The organism is Pseudomonas folii (assembly GCF_014357575.1).
GTDB classification, from domain to species: Bacteria; Pseudomonadota; Gammaproteobacteria; order Pseudomonadales; family Pseudomonadaceae; genus Aquipseudomonas; species Aquipseudomonas folii.
This window is the reverse complement of sequence record NZ_JACONW010000123.1, coordinates 1-16,556: the sequence shown is the minus strand read 5'-3', so window position 1 is coordinate 16,556 and position 16,556 is coordinate 1. Positions and strand designations below refer to the sequence as shown.

Sequence of the window (16,556 nt, the reverse complement as noted above, 5' to 3'; positions counted from 1 at the left end):
GCACCTGCGCAAACTCCCGATTGCTCTGCTCTTCCCCGGCATGATGCCCTTCGCGCACCACCCACTTACCGTTGACCATCACGTCGCGAATCTGCCGGTCGCTGCCTGCGAATAGCCAGCGGTTGAGGATCCCGTCGTCCGACGCTGTGGCGATATACGGATCATTGCCATCGAGCACCAGCCAGTCGGCGCGCTGCCCCACTTCCAGTCGACCCATCGGCTGACCCAGCGCCTGAGCCCCACCGACCAGCGCTGCATCAAACAGCGTCCTGCCGACCATGGGCTGATCGCTGCGATACAAGCGATTGCGACGCTGATCCCGCAGTCGCTGACCGTACTCCAGCCAGCGCAATTCTTCGACGACGCTCAATGACACATGGCTGTCTGAACCGATCCCCCAGCGCCCGCCTTGAGCGATGTAATCCACTGCCGGAAAAATCCCGTCGCCCAGATTCGCTTCGGTGGTCAGACACAACCCGGCGACCGCGCCGCTTTGCGCCATCAGCGCCACTTCATCAGGCTCCACATGCGTTGCATGCACCAGACACCAACGCTCATTAACCGGAGCGTTCTCGTACAGCCATTGCACAGGCCGACGGCCGCTCCAGCTCAGGCAGTCGTCGACTTCCTTCTGCTGTTCGGCGATATGGATATGTACCGGGCAGTGCGGATCACTGGCGGCCAGTACCGCACTGATCTGCTCAGGCGTTACCGCACGCAGCGAGTGAAAACACAGGCCCAGTTGCTGTGCAGGCTGCTGGCGCAATACAGGTTGCAAACGGGCCTGCAGATCAAGGTAGCTGTCGGTGCTGTGGATAAATCGCCGCTGCCCCTCGTTCGGCGCTTGCCCGCCGAAACCGGAATGACTGTAGAGCACCGGTAACAGCGTCAGTCCGATCCCGGCAGAACTTGCCGCCTGGCTGACTTGCAGTGCCAATTCCGCGGGATCGGCGTAAGGCCTGCCGGTAGTGTCTTGATGCACGTAATGAAATTCGGCGACCGAGGTAAAACCGCCCTTGAGCATTTCGATGTACAACTGACGGGCAATGACGCCCAGTTGCTGCGGGCTGATCTTGCCGACCAGGCGGTACATCAAATCGCGCCAGGTCCAGAAGCTGTCATTAGGGTTGCCCGCGACTTCCGCCAGCCCGGCCATCGCCCGCTGAAACGCATGAGAATGCAGATTTGGCATGCCTGGCAGCAACGGTCCTGTGAGTAACTCCGCACCAGAAGCCTCTGCCTCCGTGGCGACATGAGTGATCACGCCAGCGGCGCTGACCTCAATGCGAACATTAGTGGCCCAGCCGCTGGGCAACAATGCACGCTCGGCAAAGAAGGCGGACATGGCTTTGCATCCCGAAGAAAGTGATTTGTATATACATATACAGACGTTTGCACGCTCGGTAAACTCCGGCAAGCTTGTCGCCGAACAGGTTAATGGTTAGCGTGAACACACGTTATTAATGTCCAGGCGCTGCAAGATCAGCGCCGACCCGCACCTGAATTACCTTCGAAAAGGATTGCCCTCAGTGCCGACTCCGCCTGCCACTTCACCTTTGGCTGCCCAAATGGGCGACAGTCCGGCCCCGCTGTACGCCCGCGTCAAGCAGATGATCGCCCAGCAGATCCAGTGCGGAAACTGGCCGCCGCATCACCGCGTTCCGTCGGAAAGCGAGTTGGTGACCCAGCTGGGGTTTAGCCGCATGACCATCAACCGTGCCCTGCGTGAAATGACCGCCGAAGGCCTGTTGGTGCGCATGCAAGGCGTTGGTACTTTCGTCGCCGAGCCTAAAAGTCAGTCGGCACTGTTCGAAGTCCACAATATTGCTGACGAAATCGCTGCCCGTGGTCATCGGCACACCTGCAAGGTCATCCTGCTCAAAGAAGAAGCCGCAGGCTCAGAGCGAGCCCTGGCGCTGGACATGCGCGAAGGTCAGCGGGTTTTTCACTCGTTGATCGTGCATCTTGAAAACGATCTGCCGGTGCAAATCGAAGATCGCTATGTCAACGCGTTGGTCGCGCCGGATTACTTGAGTCAGGATTTCACTCAGCAGACGCCCTACGCTTATCTCTCGCAAGTCGCGCCCTTGACCGAAGGCGAGCATGTGGTTGAAGCCATTCTGGCCGAGCCGGATGAGTGCGAGCTGCTGCAAATTAGCCCCGGCGAACCTTGCCTGTTGATCCGCCGTCGCACGTGGTCTGGCCGTCAGCCAGTGACCGCCGCACGACTGATCCACCCCGGTTCCCGCCATCGCCTGGAAGGACGTTTCAGCAAATGAGCCAACTGACTGTTTTACGCGCCGCCGACTACCCGCGCATGCCCTGGAAAAACGGCGGTGGCAGCACGGAAGAAGTGACCCGCGATGCAGGCGAAGGCCTGGAAGGTTTCAGCTGGCGCCTGTCGATTGCCGATATCGAGCAGTCCGGCGGCTTTTCGCTGTTTCCGGGCTATCAACGCATCATCACCGTGCTGCAAGGCGTGGGCATGACGCTGGATATCGACGGCAAGACGACCGAACCACTTTTGCCGGGTGATCCGTTCGCGTTCAGCGGCGACAGCCAGGTCAGTTGCACATTGCTCGACGGTGCGATTCGCGACTTCAACCTGATCTATTCGCCAGCACGTTATCGCGTCAGTCTGCAGTGGGTCGACGTGCTCAAACCGCAACGCTTGTTCAGTTCTGCGTCTACGCTGTTGCTGTTCAGCGCCGCAGAGCAGATGGCCGCGAACCTGGCAGAGCATCCCCCGCAATTGCTGGAAAAGCATGATTGCCTGCAGCTGGATAATGAATCCGGCGCGCTGCTGGAGGTTGTGCTGTATGCCCCGCGTGCGAGCCGCTGTTGTTTGATTGAGCTAACCAGGATCTGAACGCACCTTTCCTGTAGGAGCGCGCTTGCCCGCGATTGCGGTGTGTCAGTCATCATAAGAAGCGGCTGAACCGACGCAATCGCGGGCAAGCGCGCTCCTACAGAGGATGTGGCGCGAATCAAAAACCAAGGACGCCCCCACCGCCAATGACTGCCTATAACAACAAAAAAGAAACCCCAAGAGCCATCGCGATTCTTGCCAGCTTCCTGGCCTCCGAATCAGCCGGTGGAATCGTGTTGATGGGCGCGGCGCTGGCTGCTTTGATCGTCGCCAACTCAGGGCTTTCAACGGGTTACTTCGCGGCACTGCACAGCGTCTGGCTGGGGCTTTCCGTCGAGCTGTGGATCAACGACGGGCTGATGGCGATCTTTTTCCTGATGGTCGGCCTGGAAATCAAACGTGAAGTGCTCGCGGGCGGTCTGGCTACCTGGGGCCAGCGCGCCCTGCCCGGCTTTGCAGCGGCTGGCGGCATGCTGGTGCCTGCGCTGATCTACATTGCGGTCAACTGGGGCAATAAGGAAACCATGAGCGGCTGGGCAATCCCTGCCGCTACCGATATTGCGTTCGCCCTTGGCGTGTTGTCGCTGCTGGGTAAACGCGTGCCGACCTCCCTGAAAGTATTCCTCGCCGCACTGGCGATTCTCGATGATCTGGGCGCCGTCACCATCATCGCCTTCTTTTACAGCTCCGGCCTGAACATGCCGATGCTGCTGGCCTCCTTCGCCACGCTCGCGGTATTGATCGTGATGAATCGCCTGCGGGTGCGTCGTCTGCTGCCGTATTTGTTGCTGGGCGCTGCCTTGTGGTTTTTCGTCCTCCAATCGGGCGTTCACGCGACATTGGCCGGTGTCGCTCTGGCACTGTGCATTCCGTTGGGCAAGCCCGAAGAAGAGTCCCGCTCGCCACTGCTGTTCCTTGAAGAGAAGCTGCACTACTGGGTCGCGTTTGCCATCGTGCCCATCTTCGGCTTTGCCAACGCCGGGGTTTCGTTGTCAGGAATCTCGCTGCAAAACCTGATTGATCCTGTACCGCTGGGCGTTGCGCTTGGCCTGTTCGTGGGTAAACAGATTGGCGTATTCCTCGCCGCTGTTCTGGCCATTCGATCCGGCCTGGCGTCGTTGCCGGAAGGCAGCAACTGGGTGCAGTTGTATGGCGTCGCAATCCTGTGCGGTATCGGTTTCACCATGAGTCTGTTTATTGGCAACCTCGCCTTCCCCGGTTCCGCGCATCTGATCGACGAAGTAAAAGTCGGTGTATTGATGGGGTCCGGACTGGCTGCAATTGCGGGCGTCATCCTCCTGCGCAGCAAAATCAGCAAAGGCTGAAAATTTATTTTCAAATTGCTGCATCCAGATGGGTTTCTCGCGGGTAGTACAGATAAGCAGCCGGTTTGGCTGTTAAGCGAAAACCCAAAACTGGAGATGTCTGCATGAACGCAAAACGCTTGCTCTGCCTGACTGGTGCTGCACTGGCTTTCACTTGCCTGGCGCCCTCTGCCTTCGCTCAAAGCAACCTGCCGGAAACCGTGCGGGTTCCAGACGGCTTCAAAGTCAGCATGGAAACCACCGGTGTCGGCGAAATCACTTACGAGTGCCGTGCCAAAGCCAATGCTGCAGAAGGCATGGAATGGGCGTTCGTGGGTCCTAAAGCCGTGCTCAATGATCGCAGCGGCAAGCAAGTCGGCACCTACTACGGCCCTCCAGCCACCTGGGAAGCCAAAGACGGTTCGAAAGTGACCGGCACCCAGCTTGCCGTGGCCCCATCCAGCGCTGGCAACCTGCCGTACCAGTTGGTCAAAGCCAACCCGGCTGAAGGCAAAGGCGCGATGACCGGTGTTGCCTACATTCAGCGTACCGCGCTCAAAGGCGGCGTAGCCCCCGCTAAAGCGTGTGCCGAGAGCAACAAAGGCGCCAAGGAAATCGTTAAATACCAGGCCGATTATATTTTCTGGTCCGCTAAGTAAGTCTGTGGGTCCTGCGCAGGAACTGGTCTATGCTCCTGCGCGGGTGCTCCGATTCAAATCGGGGTAGAAGTACTCTGTATACGGCGTATTGAATTGTCCTCCCAAGAATCCCTGTTTGATTACGAAGCAGCACTGGATGCCTGCGCCCGAGGCGAGCGGCAGGCGCTTGAGCGGCTGTATGCCCAGGAAAGTCCTCGTTTGCTCGGTGTGGCGCAACGACTGGTGCGTGATAGCGCGCTGGCTCAGGACATTGTGCATGACGCCTTTATCAAGGTCTGGACCGGGGCGGCAAGCTTCGACAAGACCCGGGGTTCGGCGCGTGGCTGGATATTCAGCATCACCCGGCATCTGGCGTTGAACGCCATTCGCAACAATGCCCGGGAAGTGCAGAGCGACGAGGAAGACGAGCACGATGAAGCCCAGGCAACGCTGGAAGGCTGGAACGAAACGGTGGACAGTTTTGACTGGCGAGTAAATCCGGGGCGGATCGAATTCTGTCTGGAACAGCTTGAACCGGTACGTCGCAACTGCGTGTTCCACGCTTACGTGGACGGCTATTCACATCAAGAGATTGCGCAAAAAATCGGCGCGCCGCTGGGCACTGTCAAAGCCTGGATCAAGCGCAGCCTGAATGCATTACGGGAGTGCATCGGATGAGCAACAGCTCGGGCACTGAACCCCAAAAACCGCTGAATGAGTTGGCGGGCGAATATGTGCTGGGCACTTTGTCTGCCCATCAACGAATTGAAGTAGAGCGTCGGCTGCCCAACGAACCCGCCTTGCGCGCTGCAGTCGATGAATGGGAAGCACGTCTGCTGCCGCTGACGGATATGGTAGAGCCGCAGAACCCGCCACCGCATCTGTGGGCTCGGATCGAGCGCAGCCTGGATGATTTGCTCGCGCCACAAAAAGCCGCAAAACGCGACGTGCAAAGCTGGTGGAACAACCTCTCGATCTGGCGCGGTCTGGCAGGTGCCGGGTTGGCGGCGTCGTTGGTGCTAGGCATGACGCTGCTCACTCAGTCGCGTTCGACTCCATCGCCATCGTATCTGGTGGTGCTGGTCGCGCCGCAGGATAAAGCGCCAGGCTGGGTGATTCAGACCAGCAACTCTCAAGACATACAGCTCATCCCCCTGAGCGTGACCGAAGTGCCCGCCGACAAAGCGCTGGAATTCTGGACCAAGGGTGACGACTGGCAGGGTCCCGTGTCTCTGGGCTTGGTCAAGCCGGGGCAAACCCTGCAAGTGCCGCTGGATAAACTGCCGCCGTTGCAGCCTAACCAATTGTTCGAGCTGACGCTTGAACAAGCCACCGGTTCACCGATAGGCAAGCCTACCGGGCCGATCCAGTTCATCGGGCGTGCGGTGAAGGTCATCTGACCCAAACCGCGCACCATTTTGTTACCGAGCGCCCCAAAACGAAGCGAGTCGTCTGCCAAGTAACAACTGCAGACGACTGGTTCTTTGCGCGCATCTTTCTCTGCAAGGTTGGTCCACGGCACCGTAGAAGTCGCCAATCCAGCAAAGCACCACGCAGCCAAACAGCACACAACCTATTGAACCTGCGCGGATTAATGGTAGGAGCGAACTTGTTCGCGAGAGCGTCAGACCACCCAACATATTCATCAATCCGCCTCCCACCTCGCGAACAAGTTCGCTCCTACCAACTGGTTTTCAAGAGTTGGTATTTCAATTGCATATGCTTGTACATACAAGTAAAGCCAAGTGCATTGAACTGATCGCTGAGGACTTCTTTCGTGACCGAGAATAACCAACACTGGACCCGCTACCGTGACGTCGAAGTACGCGCGGCTCGTGGCACCAAGCTCACCGCCAAAAGCTGGATGACCGAAGCACCATTGCGCATGCTGATGAACAACCTTGACCCGGAAGTGGCTGAGAACCCCAAAGAACTGGTGGTTTACGGCGGCATCGGTCGCGCAGCCCGCAACTGGGAGTGCTACGACAAGATCGTCGAAAGCCTGACCAATCTGAATGACGACGAAACCCTGCTGGTTCAGTCCGGCAAGCCGGTCGGCGTGTTCAAGACCCACAGCAACGCGCCTCGGGTATTGATCGCCAACTCCAACCTGGTGCCGCACTGGGCGAGCTGGGAGCACTTCAACGAACTGGATGCCAAGGGTCTGGCGATGTACGGCCAGATGACCGCAGGCAGCTGGATCTACATCGGTAGCCAGGGGATCGTTCAAGGTACTTACGAAACCTTCGTCGAAGCCGGTCGCCAGCATTACAACGGCAGCCTCAAAGGCAAGTGGGTCCTGACGGCAGGCCTGGGTGGCATGGGAGGCGCGCAACCTCTGGCAGCAGGTATGGCCGGGGCCAGCTCGTTGAACATCGAATGCCAACAGAGCCGGATCGACTTCCGCCTCAAGACCCGTTACGTCGATGAACAAGCCGACGATCTGGATGACGCCCTGGCACGTATCGCCAAGTACACCGCAGAAGGCAAGGCGATATCCATCGCCCTGTGTGGTAACGCCGCAGAAATCCTGCCGGAAATGGTTCGTCGTGGCGTGCGCCCGGACATGGTCACCGACCAGACCAGCGCCCACGACCCACTCAACGGTTATCTGCCAAAAGGCTGGACCTGGGATGAGTACCGCGCCCGCTCTTTGACCGAACCCGCAGCAGTGGTCAAAGCCGCCAAGCAGTCCATGGCCGAGCACGTTGAAGCGATGCTGGCGTTCCAGAAAATGGGCATCCCGACTTTCGATTACGGCAACAACATCCGGCAGATGGCCAAGGAAGAAGGCGTGACCAATGCGTTCGACTTCCCGGGTTTCGTCCCGGCCTACATTCGTCCGTTGTTCTGCCGTGGTGTAGGGCCTTTCCGCTGGGCCGCGCTGTCTGGCGATCCGGAAGACATCTACAAGACCGATGCCAAGGTCAAAGAACTGATCCCGGACGACGCGCATCTGCACAACTGGCTGAACATGGCCCGCGAGCGCATTGCCTTTCAGGGCCTGCCAGCGCGTATCTGCTGGGTCGGCCTGGGTCAGCGCGCCAAACTCGGTCTGGCGTTCAACGAAATGGTCCGCAGCGGTGAGTTGTCGGCACCGGTTGTGATCGGCCGCGACCACTTGGACTCCGGCTCGGTCTCTAGCCCGAACCGCGAAACAGAATCCATGCAGGACGGTTCCGATGCCGTATCCGACTGGCCACTGCTCAACGCTCTGCTGAACACCGCCAGCGGCGCAACCTGGGTTTCACTGCACCACGGCGGCGGCGTCGGCATGGGCTTCTCGCAGCATTCGGGGATGGTGATCGTGTGCGACGGCAGCGACGAAGCCGCCGAACGCATCGCCCGCGTGTTGCACAACGACCCGGCCACCGGCGTGATGCGCCATGCGGATGCGGGTTATCAGATCGCGATCGATTGCGCCAATGAAAAGGGCTTGAACCTGCCGATGATCAAGGGCTAGCGAGTTTCCCTGTGGGAGCGGTGCTTGCCCGCGATACATGAGACGCAGCTAGACGACATACCGCGTCATCGTTTATCGCGGGCAAGTCGGAATGCCGCCCACCCGCTCCCACAAAGGATATCCAAACCCGCAGAAGGAACTGACCACCCCAAAGGACCGTCAAGTGTCCTGCAATCAGGCTTCTGGCCTTTTGATCTGGAAACTGCCCACATCCATTCGCGAGGAGCGTCACACAATGAAAACCAAGAAGGCACTGCTATCCACGTTGATTTCACTGGGTTTGCTCACCGGCGCTGGCGCGAGTCAGGCAGCGGGTTGGTGTGAATCCGGCAAGCCGGTGAAGTTCGCCGGTCTGAACTGGGAAAGCGCCATGTTGCTGACCGACGTGCTGCAGGTGGTCCTGAACAAGGGTTACGGCTGTGAAGTCGATAGCTTGCCGGGCAATTCCATCACCATGGAAAACGCCCTGAGCACCAACGATATTCAGGTCTTCGCCGAAGAGTGGGTCGGCCGCAGCGAAGTGTGGAACAAGGCTGAGAAAGCCGGGAAAGTGGTCGGTGTCGGCAGCCCCGTCAAAGGCGCGGTCGAGGGTTGGTACGTGCCGCGTTATGTGATCGAAGGCGACGCCAAGCGCAAGCTGGAAGCCAAGGCTCCGGACCTGAAATCCATCAGCGATCTGGCCAAATACTCGACGCTTTTCAAAGACGCTGAAGAGCCGGGCAAAGGCCGTTTCTACAACTGCCCTGCTGGCTGGACCTGCGAGCTGGAAAACAGCGAAATGCTGAAGACCTATGGCCTGGAAGACAAATACACCAACTTCCGCCCAGGCACCGGCCCGGCGCTGGATGCAGCTATTCTGTCGAGCTACAAACGTGGCGAGCCGATCCTGACTTACTACTGGTCGCCAACGCCTCTGATGGGCCAGGTGGATCTGGTACGTCTGGAAGAGAAAGATGGGGTGAACAAGAACATCGAGATCAAGGTGGGCTTGTCCAAGACCTTCCACGAACAGGCTCCGGAATTGGTGTCAGTCATGGAAAAGGTCAACATCCCCATTGATCTGCTCAACCAGAACCTGGCCCGCATGACCAAGGACCGCATCGAATCGCCGAAACTGGCGAAGATCTTCCTCAAGGAACACCCGGAAGTCTGGCATGCCTGGGTGAGTGAAGAAGCGGCGAAAAAGGTGGATGCTTCGTTGTAACGCAATCCCCTGTAGGAGCTGCCGAAGGCTGCGAAGCGATATACCTGATCCGCCGCCTTCGCAGCCTTCGGCAGCTCCTACAGAATTGAATCCCCGTTCAGAGAGCACCTTATGTTCCCCGAAAGCTTCACATTCTCCATCGCCAATCTGGTCAACGACTGGGTTGATGCGCTGGTGACCAATTACGGCGATGTGTTCCGGCAGATCTCCGACACGCTGCTGTGGGCCATCGTCAATCTGGAAGGCCTGCTGCGCATGGCGCCATGGTGGTTGATGCTGGCGATTGTCGGCGGCATTGCCTGGCATGCCACGCGCAAGATCGTGACCACCGCCGTCATCGTCGGCCTGCTGTTTCTGGTGGGCGCGGTCGGGCTGTGGGACAAGCTGATGCAGACGTTAGCGCTGATGCTGGTCGCCACGCTGATCTCAGTGATCATCGGCATACCGCTGGGCATCCTCTCGGCGCGCAGTAATCGCCTGCGTTCGGTGCTGATGCCATTGCTGGACATCATGCAGACCATGCCCAGCTTCGTATACCTGATTCCGGTGCTGATGCTGTTCGGCCTAGGCAAGGTCCCGGCGATTTTTGCCACCGTGATCTACGCAGCGCCGCCTTTGATTCGCCTCACCGATCTGGGCATTCGCCAGGTGGACGGCGAAGTCATGGAAGCAATCAATGCCTTCGGCGCAAACCGCTGGCAGCAATTGTTCGGCGTGCAACTTCCCCTGGCGCTGCCGAGCATCATGGCCGGGATCAACCAGACCACGATGATGGCCCTGTCGATGGTGGTTATCGCCTCGATGATCGGCGCTCGCGGCCTTGGCGAAGATGTGTTGGTGGGCATTCAGACCCTGAACGTCGGACGCGGACTCGAAGCCGGGCTGGCTATCGTGATTCTCGCAGTGGTCATCGACCGCATCACCCAGGCATACGGCCGACCACGGCATGAGGCGAACAAATGACTGACCAAGAGCCCAACAAAATCGTGGTCCGCAACGTCTTCAAGATCTTCGGCAACCGTCCCAAGGACGCGCTGGAAATGGTCAGACAGAACGGCAGCAAAGATGAAGTATTGGCAAAAACCGGCTGCGTGGTCGGCGTGAACGACTTGTCGCTGTCCATCGGCAGCGGTGAGATTTTCGTGATCATGGGCCTGTCCGGTTCAGGCAAGTCCACGCTGGTGCGCCACTTCAACCGTCTGATTGATCCCACCAGCGGTGAAATTCTGGTCGATGGCGAAGACATCCTGCAGTACGACATGGAAGCCCTGCGCCAATTCCGCCGCAAGAAAATCAGCATGGTGTTCCAGAGCTTCGGCTTGCTGCCGCACAAGACGGTAGAGGACAACGTTGCCTACGGCCTGAAAGTACGCGGCGAGAGCAAAGAGTATTGCATCGAGCGCGCCCGCCAATGGATCAGCACCGTGGGCCTGCAAGGCTACGAAAATAAATACCCGCATCAGCTGTCCGGCGGCATGCGCCAACGGGTGGGGCTGGCCCGCGCATTGGCGGCTGACACCGACATTATTCTGATGGACGAAGCGTTCAGCGCCCTCGATCCGTTGATCCGCGCGGAAATGCAGGACCAGTTGCTGGAACTGCAAAGCAGCCTGAAGAAAACCATTGTGTTCATCACCCACGACCTTGATGAAGCCGTGCGCATCGGTAATCGCATCGCGATTCTCAAGGACGGGCAGTTGATTCAGGTGGGCACTCCGAAAGAAATCCTCTACTCCCCCGCCGACGAATACGTTGATCGTTTCGTGCAGCGGCGCGCAGTCACTGTGTAAGGAAGCGTGCAGATGTCGCCCGTCGAACAAGTGGTCATTGGTGAAGGTCCGGTCCGTTGGCAAGAGGTGGTCGCAGTCGCTCGCCGGGGCGCACAGCTGGCGCTTTCGGACACCGCCTGGGCGCGGATCGACAACGCTCAGGCCATCGTCGAGCGCATCGTCGCCAGCGGCGAGCGTGCTTATGGCGTGAACACCGGGCTGGGCGCTCTGTGCAACATTTCCCTGCAAGGCGAACAACTAAGCCAGCTGTCGCGCAATACCTTGCTGAGCCACGCGTGTGGCGTCGGTGTAGCGCTTTCAGACGAGCAAACCCGGTCGATCATCTGCGCGGCAATCATCAATTACAGCCAGGGCAAATCCGGGCTGCACCGGCAAGTGGTCGAAGCGTTACTGAACCTGCTCAACCGCAACATCACACCGTACGTACCGTCTCAGGGTTCGGTGGGTTATCTGACGCACATGGCGCACATCGGCATTGCCTTGCTGGGCGTAGGCAATGTCAGTTATCGCGGCCATGTCGTACCTGCACAGCAAGCGCTGGACGCCGAAGGGTTGAGTCCGGTGGTGCTGGGTGCGAAAGACGGGTTGTGTCTGGTCAACGGTACGCCGTGCATGACCGGCCTGAGCTGCCTGGCGATTGCCGACGCGCAGCGTCTGACACAGTGGGCGGATGTGATTGGCGCCATGAGCTTTGAAGCGCTTGGCGGTCAGATCAATGCGTTCGATCCCGAGATCATCGCACTCAAGCCGCATCCGGGCATGCAAATCGTTGGCAGCAACCTGCGTGGTCTGCTGGACGGCAGCGAAGTGGTGGTCAACAGCCATGGCATTCGGACTCAGGACGCGCTGAGCGTTCGCTCGATCCCGCAAGTGCACGGCGCGACTCGCGACCAATTAGTGCATGCGACCCGGCAGATTGAAATCGAGCTGAACTCGGCCACTGACAACCCGCTTTTACTCGGCACACCTGAGGCGTATCGGGTGGTGTCGCAAGCCAACCCGCACGGTCAGTCTGTGGCCATGGCCGCAGATCTATTGGCCATTGCCGTGGCTGAACTGGGCTCGATTGCCGAGCGGCGACTGGATCGCCTGATCAACCCGACTATCAGTAACCTGCCGGCGTTTCTGGTCAGCCAGCCGGGGGTCAACTCGGGGATGATGATTGTTCAGTACGTCGCGGCGTCCCTGTGTGCGGAAAACCGCCAACTGGCGCAACCGGCGGTTACCGACAACTTCGTCACGTCGGGCCTGCAGGAAGACCATTTGAGCATGGGCACCAACGCTGCGCTGAAGCTGCACAAGGTGCTGGATAACACCACCCAGATTCTGGCGATTGAGTATTTGCTCGCGGCCCAGGCCTTCGAATTTTTGAAGATCCAGCGCTTTGGCGTCGGCACCGATGCCGCGTGGCGCGTGCTCCGCGAAGAAGTCCCGCCGTACGACGAAGACCGCTGGCTCGCGCCGGATATTGCCAGCAGTGCCAAGGTGTTGAGAAGTGAAGCGCTGCTGGAAAGAGTGTTTCGCCAGTGCCGGTCACTCACTATCGATTCAGCCAGGAGAAGCTCAGCCTGCGGCCTGTTGGAGCGAGGCTTGCCCGCGAAAAACGATGACGCGGTCTTCCTGATTCACCTCATCGACTGATTCGCGGGCAAGCCTCGCTCCAACTGCCCCGCGCGCAGCAGCGGCCTAACCCGCGAAAAAATGAATCCTGAACGCAGCCCCGCCCAGCGGCGAGTCGTCCAGGGTCAAGCGGGCGTTGTAGCTTTCGATGATGTCTTTGACCACCGCCAGACCGATACCCTGCCCCGGGTTCTGGCGGTCCAGCCGTTCGCCCCGCTGCAAAATACGTTCGCGCTGGCTTTCCGGCACGCCGGGACCATCGTCCTCAACGCACAGCTCATCGCCCGACTCGGACGGGCGCAGGCTGACCCGCACCTGCCCCAGACACAGCCGATAGGCGTTCTCCAACAGATTGCCGAGCATTTCCAGCAAAGCGCCCTCTTCCATCGGCACCACGCATTCGTCGGGCAAATCCAGCGTCACCTTGACCTGTTTATCGCGGTAGACCTTCTCCAGCGTATTGCACAGGCTTTCCACCACCGGCCGCAGCCTGACGTGATGACGCACCAGCCCGCTCTTGCGCAGGCTGGCCCGTTGCAGCTGATAGCCGATCTGCTGACTCATGCGCTCGATCTGCGATTGAAGAATGCGCGCCTGCTCCACGTCTTCAGGTCGCTTGGCGATGTTTTCACTGACACCCTGCAACACCGCCAGTGGGGTTTTCAGGCTGTGAGCCAGGTCGTCGAGGGAATCCCGGTAACGAATTCGCTGCTCGCGCTCGCTGCTCAGCAGACGGTTCAACGAGCCGGTCAGACGCAACAATTCACTGGGATGGTTTTCACTGAGGCTCTCGCGCTGGCCTGACTCCACCTGATCCAGCTCCTGACTCAAACCGCGCAAGGCACGCAGCCCCCAGGTCAGCCCCAGCCAGAGCAGCGCGAGCAATACCAGCAACGCCGCGCCAAACCCCAGATACAGTTTTTGCCGCAACTCAGTCACGGTTTCCTGATAACCGCGCACCGGTTGCAGGGCCACGATGCTGAAAGCCGCGTTACGGCCGCCGAGCAATTTGATTTCTACGTCATAGACGAAAAACTCTTCGCCGTTGGATTCCCTGATGGTCGTGAACTCACTGCCCTTGCCGTCGTAACGCGGCTGGTAGTCGATGAACTCATCTTCAGTGGCCAGGGAGCGCCAGACCAGATCACCCTGACGGTTATAGATGTAGCCCAGTAAACGCGACCCCGGAAGGTTGAATTGCTCGCCCGGCAGCACCGACGGCATCAACAGACGGCCATTCTCGACTCTGGCGGCGGAAATCAATGTGGTCACATCGGACGCCAGCCGTTGCTCGATGGAGCCGCGCAACGCGAGGCTGAACGCGCCCTGCAAGGCAGGCAACATGAGCAACATGAAAATCACTGCAAGGGTCGCTGCGCCAATCATCAGGCGCAGGTGCAGCGAACGAATCATGTGCAGCGCTCGTTGAACAGATAGCCCAGCCCGCGCACGGTTTCAATGGGTTTGAAGGCCACGGCACCTTCGATCTTGCGCCGCAGACGACCGACCAGGACCTCGATCACATTAGGATCGCGCTCTTCGTCATCGGGGTAGAGTTGCTCCATCAGGCGCTCTTTGGCCACCACCTGCTGATGATGGCGCATGAGGTATTCGAGAATCCGGTATTCGTAGGCCGTCAGCGGCAGCGGTTGCTCTTCCAGCGTTGCCTGTTTGCGGTTCAGGTCCAGCGACAATGGCCCGGCAATAATCGTCGAGTGGGTAAAACCGCTGGCCCGACGCAGCAACGCATTGAGTCGCGCTTCCAGCTCTTCGAACTGGAACGGCTTGACCACGTAATCATCAGCCCCGGCGGCCAGACCTTCGACCTTGTCCTGCCAATTGCCACGGGCGGTCAAAATCAGAATCGGGAACGCCTTGCCAAGGGTCCGCAACTGGCGAATCAGTTCCAGGCCGCTCATGCCCGGCAGCCCGAGGTCGATCACCGCCAGGTCATGGTTGAACTGCCCCACCTGGTACAGCGCCTCTTCGGCATTGGCGACCGACTCAACGATATGGCCAGCCTCGGTCAATCGGGTTTGCAAGTGATGACGCAACAGCGCCTCGTCCTCAACCACCAGCAACTTCATGACGCTCTCCTGGGTGATGTTTCACGTTCTAAAATCAACAAACCGCAATCCGGCATTTCAAAGACGATAAACCCGTAGGAGCAGCTTCAGCCGCGAGGAAGCAAGTACATTCGCCGCATTTCTATCATCAGGAATGCCATCCTCCCGGCTAAAGCCGGTCCTACGAACCGTGATGACCAACTATCAAAGCCCCTGCTGCAGCGGTTTCCAGCGTTGCGAATCACCCTCTTCAGCACTGAACCCCAGCGCATGAGCCTGCCGCAGATCATAGTGCCCCGACAGTGTTTTCTGCGCGACCGGCACGCCGTTATACGTCCCCGACAGGCTGTCATACGCTGCCGAATAATATAGCCGGTCGGCGTGAGGCTGGTCATCGCCCTGCTCGCTCAAGCCCTGACTCCAGACTCCATCACCAAGCGACCTGCCGCTCTCGCCAAACCTGTCGACCCGCTCACCACTCTTGTTCAGCGGTGCTCGGGAAACTTCATTGCCGCTGTCCGCCGCTTGCGCCGCAGCACTGCCGCCCAGAAAAGCCAAAGCCAGGAAAAACTTGTTGAGTGTCGTCATGCTGTAGTCCTCTTGCGCCGGGCGCTGTTCAGGTACGACACCAGACTAGTCTGCGCGCCCTGAACCGGCCCTGAACACCCACTGAACCTGCGCTGAATAACTATCTACCGCACACATTAAAAAACACCCGTCACAATGCGCTAATCTTTCTCCCCATTCCCAACCGCTATATAGAAGGTGTTGATCATGCGTTTCTGGATTGCGTTGCTGATGATGGGGCTGGCCGGAATGACTCAGGCGGCCATCAAGACCGAACAGATCAACTATAAAAGCGCCGACGGCACACCGCTGGTGGGTTATTACGCCTATGACGACGCCATCAAAGGCCAGCGTCCCGGCATCATCGTGGTCCACGAATGGTGGGGGCTGAACGATTACGCCAAACGTCGCGCTCGTGACCTTGCAGCGCTTGGCTACAGCGCCATGGCCATCGACATGTACGGCGAAGGCAAGAACACCGAACACCCGAAAGACGCCATGGGCTTCATGCAGGCGGCGTTAAAAGACAGCGAAGCGGCCAACAAGCGCTTCGATGCAGGTCTCGAACAACTGAAGAAACAACCGCAGACCGATCCGAAAAAAATCGCCGCTATCGGCTACTGCTTCGGCGGCAAGATCGTTCTGGATGCGGCACGTCGCGGCGAACCGCTGGCGGGCGTGGTCAGCTTCCATGGCGCGCTGGTCACCAACACCCCCGCCAAAGCCGGTGGCGTGAAAGTGCCGATGCTGGTGGAACATGGCGCTAAAGACAGCATGGTCACCCCGGAAAACGTCGCGGCCTTCAAAAAGGAAATGGACGATGCAGGTGCAGACTATAAATTCGTCAGCCTCGCCGACGCCAAACACGGCTTCACCAACCCTGACGCCGACCGTCTGAGCCACGGCGAACACGGCGGCCCGGACATCGGCTATAACAAAGCCGCTGATGAAAGCTCGTGGAAAGATATGCAGGCGTTCTTGAAGAAGGTGTTTGGCGCGTAACCCGCCCAGGATGAACCACAATCCTGTAGGAGC

Annotated in this window: 16 protein-coding genes; 12 read left to right on the top strand and 4 right to left on the bottom strand. The window is 59.0% G+C overall.

Features of this window, described 5'->3' with window-relative positions:
- Positions 1-1,345, bottom strand: a 1,345-nt coding sequence (locus tag H8S59_RS20625; protein WP_187522632.1) for a formimidoylglutamate deiminase, incomplete at its 3' end; no start/stop codon positions are given.
- A 223-nt stretch (positions 1,346-1,568) separates the two neighbouring features.
- Here H8S59_RS20625 and hutC point away from each other — a divergent pair.
- From hutC to hutH, 11 genes are all read left to right on the top strand, one after another.
- Positions 1,569-2,279 carry a histidine utilization transcriptional repressor HutC gene (gene hutC, locus H8S59_RS20620; RefSeq protein ID WP_176560573.1) on the top strand — a complete coding sequence of 237 codons (711 nt, stop codon included), beginning with the start codon at positions 1,569-1,571 and terminating at the stop codon, positions 2,277-2,279.
- Positions 2,276-2,869, top strand: a complete 594-nt coding sequence (locus H8S59_RS20615) for a HutD/Ves family protein (RefSeq protein WP_187522631.1) — start codon at positions 2,276-2,278, stop codon at positions 2,867-2,869. Before hutC ends, H8S59_RS20615 begins: the two co-directional genes overlap by 4 nt.
- A 146-nt stretch (positions 2,870-3,015) precedes the next feature.
- A complete protein-coding gene (nhaA, locus tag H8S59_RS20610; protein WP_187522630.1) occupies positions 3,016-4,194 on the top strand; it encodes a Na+/H+ antiporter NhaA in 1,179 nt (392 codons plus the stop codon).
- Positions 4,195-4,298: 104 nt separating this feature from the next.
- Positions 4,299-4,832, top strand: a complete 534-nt coding sequence (locus H8S59_RS20605) for a DUF3455 domain-containing protein (protein ID WP_027898144.1) — start codon at positions 4,299-4,301, stop codon at positions 4,830-4,832.
- Between the two features lie 93 nt (positions 4,833-4,925).
- The gene (locus tag H8S59_RS20600; RefSeq protein ID WP_187522629.1) at positions 4,926-5,489 is read left to right on the top strand and encodes a sigma-70 family RNA polymerase sigma factor; all 564 of its coding nucleotides are present in this window, start codon (positions 4,926-4,928) and stop codon (positions 5,487-5,489) included.
- The gene (locus H8S59_RS20595) at positions 5,486-6,211 is read left to right on the top strand and encodes an anti-sigma factor (protein WP_095092571.1); all 726 of its coding nucleotides are present in this window, start codon (positions 5,486-5,488) and stop codon (positions 6,209-6,211) included. Before H8S59_RS20600 ends, H8S59_RS20595 begins: the two co-directional genes overlap by 4 nt.
- A gap of 377 nt (positions 6,212-6,588) precedes the next feature.
- Positions 6,589-8,274, top strand: a complete 1,686-nt coding sequence (gene hutU / locus H8S59_RS20590; RefSeq protein WP_187522628.1) for a urocanate hydratase — start codon at positions 6,589-6,591, stop codon at positions 8,272-8,274.
- Positions 8,275-8,509: 235 nt separating this feature from the next.
- Positions 8,510-9,478, top strand: coding sequence for an ABC transporter substrate-binding protein (locus H8S59_RS20585; protein WP_087266038.1), 969 nt, complete (start codon positions 8,510-8,512; stop codon positions 9,476-9,478).
- A 111-nt stretch (positions 9,479-9,589) separates the two neighbouring features.
- Entirely contained in the window at positions 9,590-10,441 is an 852-nt protein-coding gene (locus tag H8S59_RS20580) for an ABC transporter permease (RefSeq protein WP_095092575.1), read from the top strand.
- Positions 10,438-11,268, top strand: a complete 831-nt coding sequence (locus H8S59_RS20575) for a quaternary amine ABC transporter ATP-binding protein (RefSeq protein ID WP_187522627.1) — start codon at positions 10,438-10,440, stop codon at positions 11,266-11,268. Before H8S59_RS20580 ends, H8S59_RS20575 begins: the two co-directional genes overlap by 4 nt.
- 12 nt (positions 11,269-11,280) lie before the next feature.
- Complete coding sequence (hutH, locus tag H8S59_RS20570) at positions 11,281-12,909, top strand: histidine ammonia-lyase (protein ID WP_187522626.1); 1,629 nt, start codon at positions 11,281-11,283, stop codon at positions 12,907-12,909.
- Between the two features lie 45 nt (positions 12,910-12,954).
- On the opposite strand, the gene H8S59_RS20565 is transcribed toward hutH, so the two are convergent.
- From H8S59_RS20565 to H8S59_RS20555, 3 genes are all read right to left on the bottom strand, one after another.
- A complete protein-coding gene (locus H8S59_RS20565; protein ID WP_095094993.1) occupies positions 12,955-14,301 on the bottom strand; it encodes an ATP-binding protein in 1,347 nt (448 codons plus the stop codon).
- Positions 14,298-14,975, bottom strand: a complete 678-nt coding sequence (locus H8S59_RS20560; RefSeq protein WP_095094996.1) for a response regulator transcription factor — start codon at positions 14,973-14,975, stop codon at positions 14,298-14,300. Before H8S59_RS20560 ends, H8S59_RS20565 begins: the two co-directional genes overlap by 4 nt.
- Positions 14,976-15,158: 183 nt before the next feature.
- Positions 15,159-15,542, bottom strand: coding sequence for a hypothetical protein (locus tag H8S59_RS20555; RefSeq protein WP_187522625.1), 384 nt, complete (start codon positions 15,540-15,542; stop codon positions 15,159-15,161).
- Between the two features lie 186 nt (positions 15,543-15,728).
- On the opposite strand from H8S59_RS20555, the gene H8S59_RS20550 reads away from it, so the two are divergent.
- Positions 15,729-16,523: a dienelactone hydrolase family protein gene (locus H8S59_RS20550; RefSeq protein ID WP_095095002.1), complete on the top strand. Its 795-nt coding sequence runs from the start codon at positions 15,729-15,731 to the stop codon at positions 16,521-16,523.
- Positions 16,524-16,556: the final 33 nt, after the last annotated feature.

What these genes read in the sequence shown, in the direction of transcription:
- hutC (WP_176560573.1), top strand. Translation starts at nt 1,569, where the DNA reads ATGGGCGACAGTCCGGCCCCGCTGTACGCCCGCGTCAAGCAGATGATC.
- H8S59_RS20615 (WP_187522631.1), top strand. Translation starts at nt 2,276, where the DNA reads ATGAGCCAACTGACTGTTTTACGCGCCGCCGACTACCCGCGCATGCCC.
- nhaA (WP_187522630.1), top strand. Translation starts at nt 3,016, where the DNA reads ATGACTGCCTATAACAACAAAAAAGAAACCCCAAGAGCCATCGCGATT.
- H8S59_RS20605 (WP_027898144.1), top strand. Translation starts at nt 4,299, where the DNA reads ATGAACGCAAAACGCTTGCTCTGCCTGACTGGTGCTGCACTGGCTTTC.
- H8S59_RS20595 (WP_095092571.1), top strand. Translation starts at nt 5,486, where the DNA reads ATGAGCAACAGCTCGGGCACTGAACCCCAAAAACCGCTGAATGAGTTG.
- H8S59_RS20585 (WP_087266038.1), top strand. Translation starts at nt 8,510, where the DNA reads ATGAAAACCAAGAAGGCACTGCTATCCACGTTGATTTCACTGGGTTTG.
- H8S59_RS20580 (WP_095092575.1), top strand. Translation starts at nt 9,590, where the DNA reads ATGTTCCCCGAAAGCTTCACATTCTCCATCGCCAATCTGGTCAACGAC.
- H8S59_RS20575 (WP_187522627.1), top strand. Translation starts at nt 10,438, where the DNA reads ATGACTGACCAAGAGCCCAACAAAATCGTGGTCCGCAACGTCTTCAAG.
- hutH (WP_187522626.1), top strand. Translation starts at nt 11,281, where the DNA reads ATGTCGCCCGTCGAACAAGTGGTCATTGGTGAAGGTCCGGTCCGTTGG.
- H8S59_RS20565 (WP_095094993.1), bottom strand. Translation starts at nt 14,301, where the DNA reads ATGATTCGTTCGCTGCACCTGCGCCTGATGATTGGCGCAGCGACCCTT.
- H8S59_RS20560 (WP_095094996.1), bottom strand. Translation starts at nt 14,975, where the DNA reads ATGAAGTTGCTGGTGGTTGAGGACGAGGCGCTGTTGCGTCATCACTTG.
- H8S59_RS20555 (WP_187522625.1), bottom strand. Translation starts at nt 15,542, where the DNA reads ATGACGACACTCAACAAGTTTTTCCTGGCTTTGGCTTTTCTGGGCGGC.
- H8S59_RS20550 (WP_095095002.1), top strand. Translation starts at nt 15,729, where the DNA reads ATGCGTTTCTGGATTGCGTTGCTGATGATGGGGCTGGCCGGAATGACT.